The organism is Bradyrhizobium sp. BR2003 (assembly GCF_009720285.1).
GTDB classification, from domain to species: Bacteria; Pseudomonadota; Alphaproteobacteria; order Rhizobiales; family Xanthobacteraceae; genus Bradyrhizobium; species Bradyrhizobium elkanii.
On the sequence record NZ_SMYJ01000029.1, the window covers coordinates 1 to 17442 of the forward strand.

General features: G+C 58.7%; 16 protein-coding genes and 1 pseudogene. 7 read left to right on the plus strand and 10 right to left on the minus strand.

Translation table 11 applies throughout. The features are described 5' to 3' along the window. Nucleotides 1-601 precede the first annotated feature (601 nt). Nucleotides 602-2464 carry a reverse transcriptase domain-containing protein gene (locus E2I15_RS23825; RefSeq protein WP_137482159.1) on the plus strand — a complete coding sequence of 621 codons (1863 nt, stop codon included), beginning with the start codon at nucleotides 602-604 and terminating at the stop codon, nucleotides 2462-2464. Nucleotides 2465-2838: 374 nt separating this feature from the next. Here E2I15_RS23825 and E2I15_RS23830 read toward each other — a convergent pair whose 3' ends face one another. After that, nucleotides 2839-3882: an IS110 family RNA-guided transposase gene (locus tag E2I15_RS23830; RefSeq protein ID WP_137482161.1), complete on the minus strand. Its 1044-nt coding sequence runs from the start codon at nucleotides 3880-3882 to the stop codon at nucleotides 2839-2841. A 305-nt stretch (nucleotides 3883-4187) separates the two neighbouring features. On the opposite strand from E2I15_RS23830, the gene E2I15_RS23835 reads away from it, so the two are divergent. Beyond that, on the plus strand, nucleotides 4188-4448 hold the full coding sequence (locus tag E2I15_RS23835) for a hypothetical protein (RefSeq protein ID WP_137482162.1): 261 nt from the start codon (nucleotides 4188-4190) through the stop codon (nucleotides 4446-4448). A 41-nt stretch (nucleotides 4449-4489) separates the two neighbouring features. Here the strand turns inward: E2I15_RS23835 and E2I15_RS23840 are convergent, their stop codons facing one another. Beyond that, nucleotides 4490-4678: a DUF3606 domain-containing protein gene (locus tag E2I15_RS23840; RefSeq protein WP_091881179.1), complete on the minus strand. Its 189-nt coding sequence runs from the start codon at nucleotides 4676-4678 to the stop codon at nucleotides 4490-4492. A 245-nt stretch (nucleotides 4679-4923) separates the two neighbouring features. On the opposite strand from E2I15_RS23840, the gene ligD reads away from it, so the two are divergent. Continuing rightward, complete coding sequence (gene ligD, locus E2I15_RS23845; protein WP_137482165.1) at nucleotides 4924-5871, plus strand: non-homologous end-joining DNA ligase; 948 nt, start codon at nucleotides 4924-4926, stop codon at nucleotides 5869-5871. A gap of 78 nt (nucleotides 5872-5949) precedes the next feature. Here the strand turns inward: ligD and E2I15_RS23850 are convergent, their stop codons facing one another. The 3 genes from E2I15_RS23850 to ku all read right to left on the minus strand — a co-directional run bounded on the left by E2I15_RS23850 (nucleotide 5950) and on the right by ku (nucleotide 8129). After that, a complete protein-coding gene (locus E2I15_RS23850) occupies nucleotides 5950-6414 on the minus strand; it encodes a metallophosphoesterase family protein (protein ID WP_137482167.1) in 465 nt (154 codons plus the stop codon). Then, the gene (locus E2I15_RS23855) at nucleotides 6411-6914 is read right to left on the minus strand and encodes an NUDIX hydrolase (RefSeq protein ID WP_137482168.1); all 504 of its coding nucleotides are present in this window, start codon (nucleotides 6912-6914) and stop codon (nucleotides 6411-6413) included. The genes E2I15_RS23850 and E2I15_RS23855 overlap by 4 nt, the downstream gene beginning before the upstream one ends. A 285-nt stretch (nucleotides 6915-7199) precedes the next feature. Beyond that, nucleotides 7200-8129: a non-homologous end joining protein Ku gene (gene ku, locus E2I15_RS23860; protein WP_137482170.1), complete on the minus strand. Its 930-nt coding sequence runs from the start codon at nucleotides 8127-8129 to the stop codon at nucleotides 7200-7202. 143 nt (nucleotides 8130-8272) lie between these two features. Here ku and E2I15_RS23865 point away from each other — a divergent pair, with 143 nt between their 5' ends. The 4 genes and pseudogenes from E2I15_RS23865 to E2I15_RS23880 all read left to right on the plus strand — a co-directional run bounded on the left by E2I15_RS23865 (nucleotide 8273) and on the right by E2I15_RS23880 (nucleotide 10087). After that, entirely contained in the window at nucleotides 8273-8668 is a 396-nt protein-coding gene (locus E2I15_RS23865) for a hypothetical protein (protein ID WP_170991698.1), read from the plus strand. A gap of 46 nt (nucleotides 8669-8714) precedes the next feature. Next, nucleotides 8715-9163, plus strand: a pseudogene (locus E2I15_RS23870) (hypothetical protein). A 3-nt stretch (nucleotides 9164-9166) separates the two neighbouring features. Then, complete coding sequence (locus E2I15_RS23875; protein ID WP_137482174.1) at nucleotides 9167-9892, plus strand: SOS response-associated peptidase; 726 nt, start codon at nucleotides 9167-9169, stop codon at nucleotides 9890-9892. A 21-nt stretch (nucleotides 9893-9913) separates the two neighbouring features. Next, nucleotides 9914-10087: a Y-family DNA polymerase gene (locus tag E2I15_RS23880; protein WP_137482176.1), complete on the plus strand. Its 174-nt coding sequence runs from the start codon at nucleotides 9914-9916 to the stop codon at nucleotides 10085-10087. 75 nt (nucleotides 10088-10162) lie between these two features. On the opposite strand, the gene E2I15_RS23885 is transcribed toward E2I15_RS23880, so the two are convergent. The 5 genes from E2I15_RS23885 to E2I15_RS23905 form a co-directional block, all read right to left on the minus strand. Continuing rightward, on the minus strand, nucleotides 10163-12436 hold the full coding sequence (locus E2I15_RS23885; RefSeq protein ID WP_137482178.1) for an nSTAND3 domain-containing NTPase: 2274 nt from the start codon (nucleotides 12434-12436) through the stop codon (nucleotides 10163-10165). A 116-nt stretch (nucleotides 12437-12552) separates the two neighbouring features. Next, nucleotides 12553-13431, minus strand: a complete 879-nt coding sequence (locus E2I15_RS23890) for a DUF4238 domain-containing protein (RefSeq protein ID WP_137482180.1) — start codon at nucleotides 13429-13431, stop codon at nucleotides 12553-12555. A gap of 126 nt (nucleotides 13432-13557) precedes the next feature. Then, the gene (locus tag E2I15_RS23895; RefSeq protein WP_137482182.1) at nucleotides 13558-13878 is read right to left on the minus strand and encodes a DCL family protein; all 321 of its coding nucleotides are present in this window, start codon (nucleotides 13876-13878) and stop codon (nucleotides 13558-13560) included. An 18-nt stretch (nucleotides 13879-13896) separates the two neighbouring features. Continuing rightward, nucleotides 13897-16506 carry a DEAD/DEAH box helicase gene (locus E2I15_RS23900; RefSeq protein ID WP_137482184.1) on the minus strand — a complete coding sequence of 870 codons (2610 nt, stop codon included), beginning with the start codon at nucleotides 16504-16506 and terminating at the stop codon, nucleotides 13897-13899. Next, on the minus strand, nucleotides 16503-17426 hold the full coding sequence (locus E2I15_RS23905) for a HamA C-terminal domain-containing protein (RefSeq protein ID WP_246668266.1): 924 nt from the start codon (nucleotides 17424-17426) through the stop codon (nucleotides 16503-16505). The genes E2I15_RS23900 and E2I15_RS23905 overlap by 4 nt, the downstream gene beginning before the upstream one ends. Between the last annotated feature and the right edge of the window lie 16 nt (nucleotides 17427-17442).

Sequence of the window (17442 nt, forward strand, 5' to 3'; positions counted from 1 at the left end):
AAGGGAGTGTTCGAAAGAATGGAGCCTACTGGTTGGGCTCTTACTTACCCGGCTTACCGGTGTCGGAAACGACTGAGACCTCGAAAGAGGAACGGGACCAGAGCATGCCGGGAAACGTCTCGAAATCGGGCGCCGCGGCCCGGTGGAGAGCACAGAGTAAGGTGTGCATGGTGAAAGCTGTATTGCCTGAATCCCAGTTTCCAGTCGCCAAAGGGCTGGCAGTAGCGAACGCGGCTGACACGCTACGCCACGCGGGGCGGATCGCACCGGCCAGTGCGAACTGCCACCAGTCCGCGTGGGACGACCACTATCCGTGGGTCAAGGAGACGAATGGGACACCTAAACACACCGCACCTCCCCACACACGCAACTACGGGATCGCCTGCAGCAGGTTCGTTCGTGAACCTGTATGGCGACGGAGCCGTCGTAGTACCCAAATGCCCGACGTAATGGCCGGGACAGCCGCAGCGAGGCGGACGATCATGCGTATAAGGCCGGGTGACCGGACCGAAAGCGCCTCCGATCGGGGGAAGGACGATGCCGCTAACAACGGCATTTGCAGTATGCGTAGAAGAGATTCTTCGACGGAAAGGTTCTGCTGATGCAGGCCGTTACCATCCAGAGAAGAATTGAATCACTGCCGACTTTGTCGCGGTCGGGTAAGCGCGTAAATGGCCTTCACCGCCTGATGAGATCCCCGCATCTCTTCGAGTGGGCCTACGAAAAGGTCTCCCGCAACAAGGGAGCCCTGACGCCCGGTGTAGATGGCAAGACCTTCGACGGCATGTCGCTGGAGAAGCTCGCCGACATCGCCAGGCGCGTGGCAGATGGCACTTATCGCTTCCGGCCGGTCCGGCGGGTTTATATCCCGAAGGACAACGGCAAGACACGACCGCTGGGTATCCCCACGGTGGAAGACCGGCTCGTTCAGGAGGCGGTCAGGATTCTGCTCGAAGCGATCTATGAACCTGTGTTCCTCAATGAATCACATGGGTTCCGCCCGGGGCGATCCTGTCATACCGCACTCAAGCTCATCAAGAAGAGTTGGACGGGCTGCAAGTGGCTGGTCGAAGTGGATGTGCGTGGGTTCTTCGACAACATCGACCATGACATCCTGCTTGGGCTTCTAAGGAAGCGGATCGATGACGATAAGTTCATTGGTCTGATCGAAGGAATGCTCAAAGCAGGCTACATGGAAGATTGGGTCTACGGACGCACTTACAGTGGCACGCCACAGGGCGGCGTTGTCTCGCCCTTGCTCGCCAACATCTATCTGCACGAGCTGGACCAGCACATGCAGATGATGAAGGCCGACTTCGACAAAGGCCGTGAGCGACGTCCATTCCCGCGCTACGTGGCGTTGGAACGGCGCGTCCTCAGTCTCCGCCGGAAGATTGAACGGCTCCGTGCCGATGGCGCGGATCGGGCCGAGATCGATGCTGCATTTGCGGAGATCAAAGCCACCAATAAGGAGAGACGGAAAGTGCCTTCCGTCGATCCGATGGACCCCAACTTCAAAAGGCTCCGCTACTGCCGCTATGCCGACGACTTCCTCATCGGCGTGATCGGGAGCAAGCGGGAAGCGTGTGAGATCATGGCCTGCGTCGAACGATTCCTGACGGAGACCTTGAAGCTCACCGTGTCGCCCGAGAAAAGTGGGGTCTACGCCGCTTCTAAGGGAGTGACCTTCTTGAGCTATCGCGTCTCGACATACACATCCTACGGGGCTGGACGAAAATCCAGCCACAAGGGTCCGGCTGGACGGACATGGCGCGTGATGCGTCGGCCGACCACCGGCAATGTCAGCCTGCGGGTGCCGCGCAAGGAAGTCACCAAGTTCTGCAAGCAACACGGCTATGGCGATCTCGCCAAGAAGACCGGCAGTCCGCGCGAGCAGTTCCTGGTAACCAGCGACGTTGCAACCGTCCTCGCCTATAACTCAGAGTTCCGTGGGTTTGCGAACTACCATTCGTTTGCCGACGACATCAAGAGCGCCTTGGGATTGCTGGAGCTTGTCGTGTTCCGCAGTCTCGTGAAGACGCTGGCGATGCGACATCGGACGACGAGAGCAAGAACCATGGCGCGTCTGTGGAAAGGCACGGACTACGAGGTTAGCTCCGTGGTCCGTGGTAAGCTTCGCAGCATCAAGCTGTGGAGACTGAAGCATCTGAACCGAGCCTACTGGACAAGTCCGACTATCGACAACGTCACGGCAGGTGCGTGGTGGGTCAAAAGCCCAAATGATCTGATCGATCGACTTAACGCTCGCAAGTGCGAAGCGTGCAGCGATACGACGGGACCATTCGAGATGCATCATCTCCGCCGCCTAGGAGACTTGCAAAGCGGATCGCTGACGGTCTGGAAACGGTCCGGTTGGCGGCGCAAGACCATTGTCCTGTGCCCGTCATGCCGTGCAGCCGTCTCCGGTCGAGAGCATGCGCGTACGGAAAGCCGTGTGCATTGAAAGGTGCCCGCACGGTTTGGGGGGAGGCGTAGGGATATCCTCTTCGAGGTGTCCCGCGCCTACCCTACCGAGACGCTCCGCGGCTCGGTTCATATGTGGACGGCCCCCGACTTGCAAGGATCGGCTCGGGCAGCATGCTCGGATCGCTTGCGCTCATATGTCCGGCCTATTTTCGGGTCTTGCGACCACTGGCCAAGATGGGCTTCGCGGACAGTGAGTTCCAAACACGAGAGCGGCATTTGCTGCCGGTAAACCGAGCGGAGTGTCTCACATGACCGGCTCGCGCCGAACGTACCACCTCTTCCTTTCCTGCAAGTTCCGCCCTCGACATCAGATCTGCTCGTCTGACGCCAAGCTCTACTTGTCGCTCAAGTCTATGTCGGCGTAGGCATCGGTACGGCGCTCGCAGGCCGGTACCGTTCGCCGCTAACCATCAGTTTCCAAGCAATCCGCGCCAGCTTGTTTGCTAACGCTATCGCCACCAGTTTCGGCGGCTTGTGCGCGATCATGTCTTTCAGCCAGGACCAAGGGCGGCTCCCGCGTCGTCGCATATCCGCGATCACTGCCGTCGCGCCTGCCACCAAAACAGTTCGCAACATGCCGTCGCCAGCGCGGGTAATGACCCCGAGCCGATTCTTGCCGGCCGTCGAGTGATTCTTTGGCGTCAGGCCAAGCCACGCAGCAAAGTTTCTTGCCGATTTGAATCCGCGCGCATCCACGACCTTGATTGACAGCAGCGTCGCGCCGATCGGACCAATTCCTGGAATGGTCGCCAGTCTTCGGCTCATCTCGTTGCTCCTATGGAGTTGCATGAGCTTCTTGTCGAGCGTAACGATCTGATCATCGACGCGCGCAAGTTCTGCAGCCAACGCCTCTATCAGCTCCATCGCCAAGTCGGGGACTGTCGCATCGGCCCTAATATCGATTAGCAATTGCGGGAGCCGCGAAAGCCCCTTTGGCGCGGTAAAGCCGAACTCTGCGGCGTAGCCGCGGATCGAATTGGCGAGCTGGGTGCGCCTGCCGATGAACTGGTTGCGCACACGAGTCAGCATCTGTGCGCCTTGCTGCTCGGGACTCTTGATCGGCACAAGGTTCTTCCGCAGTTTCGGTCGGCTCGCCGCTTCGCAAATCGCCTCGGCGTCCGCCGCATCGGATTTTCCGCGCTGCACGTACGGTTTGACATATTGCGGTGGAATCATCGCCACCTCATGCCCCAGCGATTGCAGCTCCCGCGCCCAATAGTGCGATGCTCCGCAAGCCTCCATCGCGATGAGCGTAGGCGGCAAACGGCCGAAGAACGCCAGAACCTGGCCGCGCCTTAACTTGCGTCGCAAGACCGGTTGCTCCATCCCGTCAACGCCATGCAACTGAAATACGCTCTTTGACGTGTCCAAACCGATACGAACAATCGCTTCCACGGGCGGCTCCTTCGTTTGAGGTCATCGACGACCCCATCCTGCCACGCAGACTGGTGGAAGGGGGCCGTCCACCCCAACACGAGAGCGCGGTGGGCGACAGCCGCACGCGCAAAACGGATAAGACGTCTGAAGTATCGGAAAACGGTTTCTTCAGTTCGTTCTCGCCTAACCCACCACCTGGCCGCCTGTAAAATTCGGCCTTTGAAGGACCACGAGATCCCACGATCCGGAATCCCAGTCGTGTGTTAGGGATGGGGAACGTCTGCGGGACTAAACGATTCGTCTCAGCGTGGGAGAACCTTTCAATGCTGATGACCAAGCAGAGACGGCCGGCGATCCGCACCCTGCGCGGTTGGGCGATCAACGTGCTGAACGAAGCCGGCGCCATCCGCGAGTGCGAGGAGCACGGTTGGATGCAGGACTTCGCCGATCCGCATGCACGACAGCGGGCCTTCGATATCGCCCGTGGAGACCCGCCGGCAGGCGTCTCCCCTGATGCAGCGGTCGCCGAGGTTCGCGACGTGCTGAACTCGATCGGTGATACCTGCCCAGAATGCCCCCCCTAACGAGGACCGGCGCTAGGCCCCGACGCCGACCCGTCTTCGACTCAGCGGCCCAGCCGTTTCTCTACGCGCTTGCGCGCGTTGCCGACCTTCTTGACTGCCTTTTTCACCGCAGGTGCCGACTTTCCCGTCTTCTTTGCCTCGTACTGAACTTCGTAGTCCTGCCCGCCGGCCACCCGCGCCCGGTCCTGTTTTCGTCCGCGCGCCGTCTTGCTCTTCTTCGCTACCGCCATCGGCGTCTCCTGTTGTGACATCGAAGCAAACGCGACAAGGATTCGCAGGTTCCGGAACGATTCGAACTGTGCCAATTTGAATCGGCTGTAACGTGAATTTCTTCAGTGGCGTTTCAGCGTAAAAGGCCGGCGGCTATCGGTATCAAGGCGGTTTTCCCCAGCTTCATCGAACCGGCCCCGGCCACCTCGAGCGATAAGGTGCCGTCGATGCATTACGCAACACGCTCCGAAGGAATGGCCCTCGAATGAGCCGGACGTCGACCCTGCCCAAGCGCTTACAGCCAATGCTCGCTACGCTCACCGACGCGCCGTTCGACGACCCCGACTGGGTTTTCGAGGATAAATACGATGGCTTCCGGATGATCGCGGAAATCCGCCGGGGCAAGGTCTCGCTCTACAGCCGCAACGGCAAGATCATCAGCCGCAGCTATATCGAGCTCGCCAAAGCGCTGGAGGGCGTGAAGGGCGATGCCGTGATCGACGGCGAGCTCGTCGCGATCGGAAAGGACGGCGTCTCGCATTTCCAGCTGCTTCAGAACGCGCTGCGCCATGAAGCGAAGCTCCTGTATTGCGCCTTCGATCTCATGTTTCAGAACGCAGTTGACTTGCGCAAACAGCCTCTGCTCGAGCGCAAGGAGCGGCTGAAAGCGATCCTGCCGAGCCACCGCCTGATCGCCTTCAGTCGCCACCGTAAAGCGAACGGCACGAAATTTTTCGCCGAGGCCGAGCGGAAGGGTCTGGAAGGCGTCATGGCGAAGCGCGCCGACAGCGCGTATGCGTCCGGAAGTCGGACGGCGGATTGGCTGAAGATCAAGACGGCAAAGCGGCAGGAAGTGGTGATCGCGGGCTTCACAGCGCCCAAGCGCACGAGGCCATACTTCGGCGCCCTGGTCCTCGCCGTGCGGGAAGACGACGCATGGCGCTACATCGGACATGTCGGCACTGGCTTCAGCCACAAGGTCCTGGAAGACCTCCATGCCAAGCTCATGAAGCTGATAACCCCTAAATCACCCTTCCCTGCCAAAGTGAAGGACGAGGTCGCCACGACCTGGGTCAAGCCCTCGTTGGTTGCCGAGGTCAAATTTGCGGAATGGACGAGCAAGGGCGAACTGCGCCAGCCCGTCTACCTTGGGCTCAGGTCCGACAAGCAGGCGAAGGACGTCTTGCGCGAGCGAGAACGTCCGCGCAAGTAGGGCTTCCGTTCGGCGAAAGCCGGCAAAAAGGATTGACGCACGCGCCTCCTCCGCTGTGAATTCCCTCGGCGGTGGCACTCAGTCGCTTCCAAGGTCGTGGATCGCCGGTCGCATGCCGTTAGGCGTGAGTTCGAGCGTCGCAAACGTGATCGGCAGCTTGAAACGCCGGGGTCCCGCGCTGCCGGGATTCAGATAGAGAACGCCACCGACCGTGTCGATCTTCGGCACGTGGGAATGCCCGGAGAGGATGACGTCGATGCCGGCGCCGCGGCCGGCCTTCAGCGTTTTCAAGTCGTGCAGAACGTAGATCGACTTTCCCGCCAGGCGCACAAGATTCGTGTCGGGGTAGTCGCGAGCCCACTCGCCACTGTCCACGTTTCCCCTGATGGCCGTGACGGGCGCGATCCGGCGAAGCGAATCGACGATCTCGGGGCGCCCGATGTCGCCGGCATGGATGATATGATCGACGCCCGTCAGGCCTCGTTCCGCCTCGGGCCTCAACAAACCGTGCGTGTCCGAAATGATTCCAATCCTAAACATCATTTCCCGGCGCTCTCAACTACGATTGCCAAAAGACGATCGAGGAACTCTACCTGAGCGGATAGCATCTTGGTCCGCGCGAGCTCGATATCAAACCATCCCGCCCGGTCAACTTCAGGAAAGCTCTGCCTTCGACCGCTTCGAGGCGGCCATTCAATATCGAAGGTATTGCTGGTCAGCGCTGCCGGATCAAAATGGCCCTCGCCGGCGAAGGCCATGACGCGCTTCCCTCCTCGCTGTCGGACTTCCCCCAGCGCCTGCAGTGGACCAATCGAAGCGCTTGGGCCGAGTTCTTCGGCAAACTCGCGTCGAGCGACGTTCTCCGGAGCATCATTGGCATCGATTTCACCCTTTGGAATTGACCAGGCGCCATCATCCTTCTTACGCCAGAACGGACCGCCGGGATGAACGAGGAGTACGTCGAGCCCACGCGCGCCCTTGCGGTATGCGAGAATGCCCGCGCTCAAGGTCGATCTCCTCGAAGTCTTTTTCACCGCAGACATATCGCTCCTACTTTGCAGAGCAATGGAGAGCCGGCGAGCCGTCGTCCCGCCATACCGGACCGCGCTCGCCGAGCGTCTGCTTAGCCTCGTCCACGGTCCTATGCACCGTTACCTCGGCCTCGCGGTCGGCCGTTCCTGGCGCGCGCACCGCCCCGCTGGGCCGCCATTAGACGGCTGACGAGATGATCTCGCGTGACCTCGTCGAGATGGGATTTGGCATTCGCCAGAGCCTGCCGCGGACGACGAAGTAGTGGCCGTCCGGCGTCACCGGATGCTTCACGACACCTAAGCCGACTTCCGCTGCGGCTTGGCCGCGGGCTTCTTCGCCGCGGCCTCTTTCGCCGGCTTCTTGCCTGCGATCGGCATCAGCATTTCCTTCTGCCCGGCCGCCGCCTTGCGCGGCTTTTTGCCTGATTTCTTGGGTGCCTCTGTCGCGGCCTCCTCTCTTCCGATGCTCTTGCGCAGAGCATCCATCAGATCCACGACGTTCTCACCTCGAGGACGGGCTTTCGCGGTAATGGGCTTGCCGGCGCGCTTCTGGTTGATGAGATCGATGAGGGCGGTTTCGTACTGGTCTTCGAACTTATCCGGCTCGAAATGGCCCGCCTTCTGATTGACGATGTGCTTGGCGAGATCAAGCATGTCCTTGGTAACTTTGACGTCCTGGATGTCGTCGAAATACTCGTCCGCGGAACGCACTTCGTAGGGGTAGCGCAGCAGCGTTCCCATCAACCCCTTGTCCAGCGGCTCCAGCGCGATGATGTGCTCGCGATTGGTCAGCACCACGCGGCCGATTGCGACCTTGTTCATCTCGCGGATGGTTTCCCGAATGACGGCGAAGGCATCGTGTCCGACTTTGCCGTCGGGACGCAGGTAGTAGGGTCGAATGAGATATCGCGGATCGATCTCGCTGCGGTCGACGAATTCGTCGATCTCGATGGTTCGCGTCGATTCCAGCGCGACGTTCTCAAGCTCCTCCTTGGTCACCTCGATGAACGTATCGGTATCAACCTTGTAGCCCTTGACGATGTCCTCGTTGTCGACCTCCTCGCCGGTATCGGCGTCGACCTTGGCATACTTGATGCGGTGGCCGGTCTTCCGGTTGAGCTGGTTGAAGGAGACCTTTTCGGATTCCGAGGTGGCCGGATAGAGCGCGACTGGGCAGGTGACGAGGGAAAGACGCAGGAAGCCTTTCCAGTTAGCGCGGGGGGCCATGCCGGAGGAACTCCGATACTGATACCGGATTCAAGACGAACGACCCGGCTTGGTTCCGACATCGCGACCCCTCCCACAGCAGGATTTTTCTCAGCGGTGCCCGGTCGGACTCGACATTTGTTCTTGTTATGTTCTATTCGGGCATGACCGACCGACCCGCGAGCTGGCGCATGCCGACCCCAAAGCAGATGGAAAAACTGGCCGCTGAAGCCGACCGGAGACGAGCGCCGTCCGCTGTGAGTCCAGATGCCCCCCTTCCGGCCGAATATTGGGAATCGGTCCTCAAAGATCCTCGCGCCGGCGCGACCGCGGCCCAGGCCCGACAGCGGCGCCTTTCGGAAATTAAGGCCCACGTACTGCGCGTCTCCTGCCGCCGCTGCGCGCGGACCTTGGAAATCCAGACCACCGATGCTGTCCGATTGTATGGCGCTAACGCGGTCTGGAAGGACGTCGCGCAGCGGCTGCTCGACAACACCTGCCAGCAGCGCACCGGCAGGCATGAAGAAGATGGGTGCTGGCCAGCATTCGAGACGCCGTAGTTGCTCTGGATTTGCCGATCCGATCTCTTTGCGCCTGGATGTCCGGCTGGCCCCGAAGTATCACCCTACGCCCCTATCGGGCGGCGATCGCAAGGCTCTGGCAAAAGAGCTCGGCAAGGCACGCGCGATGGCTAACATCCTGGCTATCCAATCGGCGGAGATGCGGGCCAAGGGCGAGGCGATGATCCAGCAAGCCGATAGACTGCTTTGCGAAAGCTGGAACGAGCGGATGTGGAGTGATGGCGAGCCAATCGATCCGTCGCCGACCATCGACCAAGCCGTGAACGGAGGCTTCCCTGGCTGGAGATCAGGTGCGCGCGCTGCAAGACCCCGAGCGACGTGGACCTCGCGGCGATGAAGCACCCGCCGACGACCTTCGTGCACGATCTCGCCAGCCGGCTGCGCTGCCGCAAATGCGCCAAGGCTGGCCGGCGTCCATCCGCGACTCTGCTACGGTTGACGTGGCAGCCGCGCCACCCTCGAACCGAATCCTGACCGATGTGCAATCTCTATTCGATCACGACCAACCAAGCGGCCATCAGCGCGCTGTTCCGCGTCGTAAACCGATACGTCGGCAATCTGGCGCCGATGCCCGGAGTTTTTCCGGACTACCAGGCACCGATCGTGCGCAACGGGGCCGAGGGCCGCGAACTCGCTACGGCGCGGTGGGGAATGCCGTCGTCGTCAAAGGCGCTGATGGACGCCACGAAGAAGCGAGCCGAGAAGCTGCAGGCCAAGGGCAAGGCCGTCGATTTCAAGGAGCTGCTGCGGATGGAGCCGGACGGCGGCACTACGAACATCCGCAACGTGAAGAGCAAGCACTGGACGAGATGGCTGGGAGCCGAAAGCCGCTGCGTGGTACCGTTCAACTCCTTCAGCGAATTCAACAAGGCCGAGGGCGGTGATATTTGGTTCGCGCTCGATGAGACTCGTCCCCTCGCCTGCTTCGCCGGCATCTGGACCAACTGGACGTCCGTCCGGAAGGTCAAGGAAGGCGAGACGACCAACGACATCTACGCGTTCCTCACGACGGAGCCGAACGCCGAGGTCAGTGCCATCCACCCCAAGGCGATGCCGGTAATCCTGACGACGCCAGACGAAGTCGAGACCTGGATGACGACCCCTCTGGGCGAGGCGCTGAAGCTGCAGCGGCCGCTTGCCGACGGCACGCTCCAGATCGTCGCCCGCGGCGTCAAGGAAGATACGGCCAGGCTAGAGACGTGACCATCGAGGACGAGGACGCCCATGCGGCTTCCCCGAGTAGCCAGCGCAAGATTCATCCACATCGACATGGACGCCTTCCATGCACCCGTCGAGCATCGGGATAATCCAAATCTGCACGGCAAACCAGCCGCCGTCGGAGGCCTGCGCGACGACGCGTTGCAGCTACAACAAGCATATGTCGAGGGACACAGCTGAAAGGTATTTTATCGTGGCAACTGCTTACCGTGGGAAGTATCGCGCAAAAGCTTACGCCGTCCAACGCTGGCACAATCACTCGTCGACATCGTCGAAAATGCTTCGTGCTGTCAGCGGCTGCTCAGTCATAACGTCGACATCATCAAAGGTGCGGCCGGGTCGCTCCCTCGGATCGTCATCAAGCCGCTCAGCGATCCAATCGCGTCCCATTGCGATCTCACGATCAATTAGAACTACCACTTCGGCGTCGTCAGCAAATTTCCTTTTCAAGGCGGAGAATGAGTCTAGAAGTGGTTGGAGAAACTCGTCCGCGCGTTGATCCGAGCTACAATTCAACTCCCAAGTCCTCCGGACGTCCCCGAGATTGGGTAGAAGCTCATTTCTGACTCGACCCTCGAAATCGTCGCGTTCCTGCGCCGTGAACATGCTTTGGACCCGTTTGCTATCGATGGCATAGAGATCTTCGCCTTCGAGTGCATAGGCAATCACCTTTTCTACGAAGGCCTTGCGGTACTGTTCAGGCAACAACCCAAGTTCGTGCAATCGAATTGCGAGGCTGACTTCCGAAACGCTCTCTAGAAAGAGGCCAGGATCCGACACCCGCGCGAGAGCCTCAGGATGCCTGGCCATGTACTGGGCTAGGAATTCCCTGGAGCAACGCAGCGCAAGAAAATCGTCAACGCGGCTCCGGCTGTACCAATCAGCCAGCGCTGGAGTCTTATAGCGTCCAGCATCGGAAGTCTGATCCAATCGCTTCAGCACCAGCCCAAAGAGCGCCTTGGGAACTATAACGGCCCGCTCCAGCTCTACGTCTCCGCATGTAATCTGACCCAATAATTTCTCAAGTGAGCTGCCACGCAAAAAGACCCCAAGCAATTCTGGATTTTTGAGCAGGAGCCCTGCGTAAGCGTCACCAACCGTTGGATGTTTGAACCGCCAAAACGCACTGCCCTCTTCAATCACGTGCTGCACAAGGCTCCCTTTCAGGGATTCAAGTGCTACGACACATCCACCTCGGCTACTTCCTAACCGTTCGATTGCTTCCAGTTCCGATTGCTCCAACGCGACCGGGCTTTCGAGAGCATTGTCCCGCATGTAGATCAGGCCCAACGCTGCTTTGCTGTCCTCATCGAGACCTTGCAGCACTTCTTGCAGAAAGTGTTCCTGCTTCTCCACGAAGGAGTTAAGTGCATATCGATCTAACCGCAATCCGTACGTAAAGAGCGGATCTGCGAGTCGCCTTGCCATTTCCGGCACGAACCGCGAGTGCCCGGCAATTATCGGCAAATAAGGCTTTATCGACGTGCGAAATGACTGCTCCTGTCTTCCGAGCTTCATGTGGTTGTAGAGGATCTGCTCCTTCTCTTCCAATGTAAGATCGCGAACGTCAATGACGACCTGACTTTCACGCAGAAGCGGAAACGCTCCCTCCTTAAGATCGTTTCGCGCCCGGTTATAAATATAGTCGCGGGACGTCATCACTATCTTGGCCCCTTTTCCAAGCATCGTTCGGACCATAGGAAGCGCGTGGTTCCAACCGCGAACCAAGAATGCTTCGTATTGCATGACGCCAAAAGCGTCATCGATCCAGAAAAACTGAGACGGGTCCAACGGATTCCAATGCTCTACCACTTTTTCTGGGGTGTCGAGCTTCAGAGTCGACGCTGCCCACTGATCTAGTGCCCCCATCGAAAGCATCGAGGCTATCGTCGTCTTGCCCGCCGCCGGCTCGCCGACGAGCAACACGAAGCCGTGCCGGTTAAGAGCCTCGGCAGCCCTGCGGTACGCGCTCGTTAAGACAACCTTCGCTAAATCATCCTTGAGCGACGCGAGGAGAGCTTTTGCCTGATCGTACACCCGTTCATCGATAATTTGGCTGAGATCACCCAGGCCATATATTCGAGGAACCAGCATCCGCAGTCGTTTATGCTCCTTGATTTGCGCGCAGATCCAAGTCGAGCCGAAACATAGGAAGGTTTTGACGCCTACTTCGCTGAAGAGCGTCTCGATCTCCTCCTTGCTTGCTCCCGAAACGCCTGCATTCGTCATGAGTACATAGCTGTCGCATCGACCAGCCTGCACGAGTTTACGCGCCTTCTCGACATCTTCGGCGACGTCAGATGGCGTGAGTGTCTTATCCCTCTTGCCGCTAAACTTGCATTGGATAACGAAACGCCCGCTCAACACCTCGCCCTTGCCGGGGTGCCATCTGCCGGCAAACGCACCGTCTTTCCCGGCGTCCGAGGAATCGAGGAACGACTCAACCGTCTGGCCGAAGATCTCTCGCGTGATGGTCAAACATAATTGCTGGAAGCCGTGCCATCCCAGACTGCAAAGGTCATAGGTCATTGTATCAACCAATTGAACGCCCTTTGAAGATGATCCGCTACTCTATCGCGACAGGTACCTCGCGTGTCCGCTTGTCGCACAGTTGAAATTATTTGCCGCCGATAGACCTGGCCCGTTCACACTTTCCGCTTAAACGGCGACAACACGGCCGTCGGCATCTTCTTGCCTAACCGATTTGAAACAAACCGAAGCTGACTGTCATCCATTCCATAGACGTACTTAACTGCCTGCAGTACAACGCCGGCGTTTACTTTCTGCACTAGTTCATCCGTGTCCATAGCTTTAATTCGCTGAAGCATGCGCTCGCCCCTTACGGCGAAGAAGATGGCAGTCGGCGATATGGGCATAGCAAGATGCCCATTGGGACCGCCAAGTCCCTTGGTCATGATGACAGGGCGGTCCGATGTCAACAACGAGTGGTTGGCCTCACCTACATGATACGTGAACCACAGCATATTGTCGGTAATCGCTCTGATAGCGACCTCCGAATTGATGAGGCCCGGCAACGTAAACTGCGCAGGCACGGCGAGTTTCCGAACCCGTATCTTCGATTTCGCCTGGCTCGCCCGTCGGACCTCCTCCTCCGTCGCGGCCGCTACCGAGAAAGAACCCGTATCGAGACTGCGTTGTACGATGCCGATCTGCTCGGGATTTCTCAGACTTAACGAGTAGATGAACCTAGCCCAGTAGATAATCCGCATCCAATCTGGCTCGCCGCCGCCCGCCGGCTCGGTCGGCGTCAACATCGCGATCAACGCCTCTGCGGCTCCGCTATCCACCGTCTGCATGAACTGCTTTTCGACGAATTGGACCTGCTCGCTTGGAAGGCCCGAGATTGCGTAGAGGTTGTCTACATATGCCGTTGCGGCGGGATGCTTCCGTTTGACCTTTGTCTCTTTGTATGGACGACTGTACTCACAGAGCCGACCGTCAAGGCGCGCCCATTGCTTCAAATAGAAGACCGGGATGTAATGATGTCGCGCGGGTTCAGACAAGGCCGCCGCCTCCGGGCTGGCATTGGTGGATTCTTGGGAGACGCATGTAGCAGTCTGGGTGGTGCAAGTGAGATTGACAAGCGGACGAGCCGGCTAGTTTGCATCGTCCAAATAATTCCTGCCTTATCACAGCTGGTCGGAATTTCTCCCCACGCTACCACCGATGCACGCTTTGTACGAAAATTTTTCGGTACTCCCGTCCAGACGATTGACCCAGAAGCACTTTGTGCCGAAGTCCGCGCTTCTGACGCTGAAGTGAGCAACACCTACTCCTACCTTTGCGGACGAGGCCGGGTGAAGCGCGAGCGCAGCGCGCAGCACTTCTGTGTCTTGCGCATTAACTTTGTCTCCGACGTCATACTTATGGAGTATCGCCTTCAGAAACGCAGCCGCATCGCCCTTCTTTTCGAAGTGATGGGAGCCGATTGTAATCGGCTTTTTGGCCATAAACGCCTCCTAATTCCGCTAGCGCGTTGACGTGGCGACACCTGCGCTACTCTCGGGCAACAACTTAGTGCGAATTTCCCGAAGGATGATCGCCGGAATATCCATGCCTTCAAATTGAGTGTCGCGTTCTCTCACCCATGCGATGCAATCCTCCTTACTGAGGTCATCTCGCGCAATTTTTTCGTAGAGCGCGACTGCGCTTACACGCGACAGTCCTAGCTCGATCAGCGAGAGCAAGGTCCTCGAAGAGACGCCGAACTCAAGTTGGGTGCCAATATCGACATCACTATCGATTAGGTCTTCCCGTCCGATCGCAACGAGATGCAAGTTGAGAACGTCCACATAAGCGGACAAGTACTTCGGCGCTCGAAACCGGGCGATCTGTTCAACCAGCTCCATCGTGCTGCGGATCAGGACGGGCAGCTTGAACGACCGACCGGTCCTTCGATGGTAGTCGATATTCCGCCCGATCATCCGAGACAGAGAAAAGCCCTTTAGCCATTGCACGACGATCTGAGCGTGAAGCGGAATGATCCCTTCTGGCATGAACGCCGGAAACAGATACTGGTTGATGCGGCGCATTATCGTAACGAAGCGATCATAGCTGTCCTGGCTATCGACAGCGGCCGGCAACAGGTTTTCGACATCACCCTTATATTCGCGGAATGCGTCGAGCAAACGCTGCATGCCAAGGGCGCTAACGCCGGGATGGCGGCCCGCGATATCAGCGCCGATCACGATCTGGGAGGCTATGTTGGCAAGGCTCGCTTCCAACCGCTCAATGGTCGAAGGATTGTGACGTTTGGCAAGGTTAGATTCTGCGATTGATCCCAGCCGGAGATATGTGGCGAGCATATATGACGCCACCTGCTCGAATTGGTTGGGATCCTCGAAGTCGGCCAAATCGGTGGTGGCCCGGCGGTCTAGGTAATCGGCAAGGCCGTCTCCCTGCTCGATCACGGCGTCGGTTTCGCGCTTGATGGGAAAGCGCGCCCGTTCGGGAACGCCATCAGGCCATGCTTGTGCGTTCTGAGGATCGATACAGATGATGTTCCCCTGGAATTCATCGCCCCATCGGCCGGCACGACCAGCGAGATTCCAGAAATCGTGTGCCTCCATCGGATGACCGATGCCCTTCCTTGGGCCGCGCAGCACAATGGTTCGGCACGATAGATTTACGCCTTCGATCAGGGTTGAGGTGCAGACGAGAAAGCGTATCTTGCCGGATCGGAACAGTCGTTCAACCTCGGAGCGGATCAGCGACGGCATGTTGCCGTAGTGGAAAGCGACACCCTTCTCGACGAGCGGCGCGAGCCTGTAGCGGGGGTGAACGCCTTTGCGCGCCAGATCTGCAAGCTCGAGCAATTCCGGGTCAGATGGCGCCTGCGGGATCAATTGGCTGATGAGATCGGCGATATCTTCGGAGTCGGAGGCGCGGTTTGCGTAGACAAGCGTCCCGCCGCGCTCGCCGGCTGCAGCAGCGATGAACGCCAACTTTTTCTTGAGCGAGCCCGGGCTGCTTCCGAGCTTGACCACACCGAGCGGCAGCTTAGATGCGTGTTGACGGGCCGATAGTTTCCATAGCTTGGGCTTACGCGGCATCTGCTCAGCCACGATGACGTTCTGCAGCACAGTTGGCACGTCACTCTCAAACGACGCTGTGAGCGCTCCCTCCGGAGCATCCGTGAGAAGCTCTTGCGGATTTTGCGTGGCGGGACTGATGAATACGAGCTTGAGCTCGTGATTGGAACGACTAGCGCGCTCGATGGCATCCTGTAGAATGACGCCGCGTTGATTGTCGCCGATCTTGTGCGCTTCATCGACAACGAGCAGATCGACCTTGAAGGCGCCGCCAATGGCGTTGGCCAGCAGGTGCATGCGCTCCTGCGTCATCACTAGGATGGCACGTGGACCGCCTTCTTGCGCTTTATCGTGCTTTTCCCGGATCGGAAGTGAAGACACTTCTATGCCGCTGCCAGCTCCAAGCAATGAGACCAGATTTGCTTCGATTTCAGCAACAAGCGCCCTCGTCGGCGCTAAATAGACAGCGACCCGCATCTCGCTCGATCGAATTTGATCGGTCAGCCACTGCAAGACCAAGAACGTTTTGCCAGACGCTGTCGGAGCGGAGGCCGAAAGCCATTGGTACTCGTTGGCCTGGCTCCAGAAGCGCTGTTGGAAGCCGTTGACCTGAATCCATTGCCCACTGGACTGGACGAGGATCGACTGATCCATCTGACGGCGCTGCGACTCGATTCGCAACGCCATGCCGAGCCTTCCCTCGACATCGACGGTGAGCAACCCCCTCTCAGTCGCGAGTGAAACCGCCCGAAAGTTCGACAGCTTACCCAAGAGAACCGCGCCTGAATCCCTAATGGCTTCACTATCCGATATCGTGATTGCCGCGGTTGCGATACGAAGCGCCGCTTCTTGATAGGCTCGCTGATCCGACCGTGCGAGGATGCTGCCCGCCAACAAAAGCCGCGGCCAGTCGAACACGATTGCCTCGTCTTCGGCACGCGGTATAAGATTGTCGAGTTCAGCCACGACAGTTCGTCGGGTCAATTGATCGAGGTCCTCGCGCAAGCCTTCAGCAACAAGCCAGCCTTGCAGATCGTTAAGGCTCATGCAGTCTGTCCCATCGCCTTGAGGAACGCGGCCCGGAAACCTTCAGCCGACGGCAGAGGAAGACAGAACAGCTCAACTTCAACTTGCTCGAGTTTCTCTTTCTTCAGCCGCGCTCCGATCGTTGCAGACCACTTCCTGAGTTCGACACGGGCGGCTTCAGCGAGCTTGTCCGCAACGGCATGGACCTCATCGCCGGGGTAGAAAGCGGCATCAAAGCCAACGAGCGCGACAGCGCAATACTTAACGCGTTTGGACATTGGCGATGTCTTGTCGAAATAGCGTTTGAGCGCGTCGGTCAGCGCTGGATCGCTTAAATCAGCTTTGTCGCTCAAGAGAATTAGGTCGCGCTCCCGCCCGGCCTCTTCGTGCTCAGGTTCAATCAGGAAAGGCGCAACCGAGGTTAGACAGTCTTTGATGGCGATGGCGGCATCTTTGTAAATTTTGGATTCGCCCCAATAAAGCTTCAGCATCCCGTCGGGTGTAACGCCGGCATAGACGCCATCGGCACCGTGATAGTGCATTCGTGAGTCAGTTTTCAGATCCATCTTGCATAGGACCTGCGGCAGTTTGAGAAACCGCTCCGCGAGTAGGAACAGCAGCATCTCACCGCCTTCGCCAGTCTTCGCGACGTCCGTGAAAGAGCGACGCGCTTGTTCGACGAGCGCTGTGACGGCCTCGGTGCTATTGAATTTTGTGTCGCGTGCCTTTGCCTTGACGAGCTGGGAACGCGGGATAGCGTAATCGGCAACGGCATTGCGCATGAATTCTGCAAGACGACGCGGCTGCACCCTCCCGTTCCCGTCAACGGTGAGGCAGTGACAGTGGATCTTGACCTGGCATCCCATAATGACAACGTCGCGCTCGACGAGCGACAGATGAACATCTAGAGCCTCTGGATCCCCGGTGAGCGCAGCTGCCAAATCTGCTGCGGTGATG

Coding starts and splice junctions, on each gene's coding strand:
- ligD (WP_137482165.1), top strand. CDS start 4,924: ATGAGCCGGACGTCGACCCTGCCCAAGCGCTTACAGCCAATGCTCGCT.
- E2I15_RS23835 (WP_137482162.1), top strand. CDS start 4,188: ATGCTGATGACCAAGCAGAGACGGCCGGCGATCCGCACCCTGCGCGGT.
- ku (WP_137482170.1), bottom strand. CDS start 8,129: ATGGCCCCCCGCGCTAACTGGAAAGGCTTCCTGCGTCTTTCCCTCGTC.
- E2I15_RS23900 (WP_137482184.1), bottom strand. CDS start 16,506: ATGAGCCTTAACGATCTGCAAGGCTGGCTTGTTGCTGAAGGCTTGCGC.
- E2I15_RS23855 (WP_137482168.1), bottom strand. CDS start 6,914: ATGTCTGCGGTGAAAAAGACTTCGAGGAGATCGACCTTGAGCGCGGGC.
- E2I15_RS23880 (WP_137482176.1), top strand. CDS start 9,914: ATGCGGCTTCCCCGAGTAGCCAGCGCAAGATTCATCCACATCGACATG.
- E2I15_RS23850 (WP_137482167.1), bottom strand. CDS start 6,414: ATGATGTTTAGGATTGGAATCATTTCGGACACGCACGGTTTGTTGAGG.
- E2I15_RS23825 (WP_137482159.1), top strand. CDS start 602: ATGCAGGCCGTTACCATCCAGAGAAGAATTGAATCACTGCCGACTTTG.
- E2I15_RS23840 (WP_091881179.1), bottom strand. CDS start 4,678: ATGGCGGTAGCGAAGAAGAGCAAGACGGCGCGCGGACGAAAACAGGAC.
- E2I15_RS23895 (WP_137482182.1), bottom strand. CDS start 13,878: ATGGCCAAAAAGCCGATTACAATCGGCTCCCATCACTTCGAAAAGAAG.
- E2I15_RS23865 (WP_170991698.1), top strand. CDS start 8,273: ATGACCGACCGACCCGCGAGCTGGCGCATGCCGACCCCAAAGCAGATG.
- E2I15_RS23875 (WP_137482174.1), top strand. CDS start 9,167: ATGTGCAATCTCTATTCGATCACGACCAACCAAGCGGCCATCAGCGCG.
- E2I15_RS23885 (WP_137482178.1), bottom strand. CDS start 12,436: ATGACCTATGACCTTTGCAGTCTGGGATGGCACGGCTTCCAGCAATTA.